The sequence below is a fragment of the Labilibaculum manganireducens genome (genome assembly GCF_002843385.1).
Taxonomy (GTDB): Bacteria; Bacteroidota; Bacteroidia; order Bacteroidales; family Marinifilaceae; genus Labilibaculum; species Labilibaculum manganireducens.
In genome coordinates this window covers 1-1,127 of the sequence record NZ_MVDE01000091.1, presented here as the reverse complement: position 1 = coordinate 1,127, position 1,127 = coordinate 1, and the positions used below count along the sequence as shown (strand labels likewise).

The following is a 1,127-nucleotide window of genomic DNA, read 5'->3' as shown; positions in this document are numbered from 1 at the left end:
TTATCTGTCAGTGGACATACATAAGCGTTGTCTAGGTCTAATTCTTACTCCTGATTCTGTTCTTATTTTTATCTCATAAATGTAAAAAAGATATATCTAATCTTTTCATGTCGTAAACATACGAGGTAATTTCGAATCGCATGCTGATAAAACTTATGAAGGTGTTGAGTTTTGGATGGCAAGAGATTTACAGCATCTTTTAGGATATTCGAAATGGGATAATTTTCAGGCTGTTATATCAAAAGCAAAAACGGCTTGTGAGCTATCAGAACAAGAGATTAATGATCATTTTGCCGGCGTCGGGAAAACGATACAGATGCCTAAGGGAGCTGAAAGGGAAATATATGATATTATGCTTACTAGGTATGCTTGTTATTTAATTGCCCAAAATGGTGATCCCAGAAAAGAAAAAATAGCTTTTGCACAACGTTATTTTGCTGTTCAAACTAGAAAAGCTGAGCTTATAGAGCAGAAAATGTTGGAGCATGAAAGAGTTCAGGCTAGGGAAAAATTGAAATCAACGGAAAAAGAACTATCGCATGTAATATTTGAACAAACAGGAGGAAATCAAAATTTTGCATTAATTAGAAGTAAAGGCGATACTGCATTATTTGGTAGAACTACTCAACAGATGAAAGAAAAGTGGAAGATCAAAAATAAACCTCTTGCTGATTTTATGCCAACTATTTTGCTAAAAGCCAAAGACTTTGCAACAGAAATTACGATTTATAATGCAAAGGAAAATGAAATGAGTAATGAAAGTCAGATATCTATAGAGCATATAACCAATAATAAAACAGTTAGGAATACTTTAATTTCGCGTGGAATTCAACCTGAGAATTTAAATCCTGAGGAGGATATTGACAAAGTTGATAGAAGACTAAAGAGTGATGAAAGAAAAAGTTTGAAAAATCCTAAAAAACTAAAATAGTATTCTCTGCACGATAAATTGAATTTCGATTGTTTGTTGTCTGAATTGGATCAAATGAAGGCAATTTTAAACAATAGTTCGTTAAGTTTTGACTTATAATGTTGAAAATGAGAAGAATAAGCAGTGTTTAAGTTTGGATAATCCCTTAAGAATCAGTATCTTAATGTTTGTTTTCGAAGCAATTATTAAGTATGAC

The 1,127-nt window shown here is 32.1% G+C and carries 1 protein-coding gene; it reads left to right on the top strand.

The genetic code is table 11. From position 1 onward, the window contains the following. Positions 1-118: 118 nt before the first annotated feature. The gene (gene dinD / locus BZG01_RS21310; protein ID WP_101311842.1) at positions 119-931 is read left to right on the top strand and encodes a DNA damage-inducible protein D; all 813 of its coding nucleotides are present in this window, start codon (positions 119-121) and stop codon (positions 929-931) included. Positions 932-1,127: the final 196 nt, after the last annotated feature.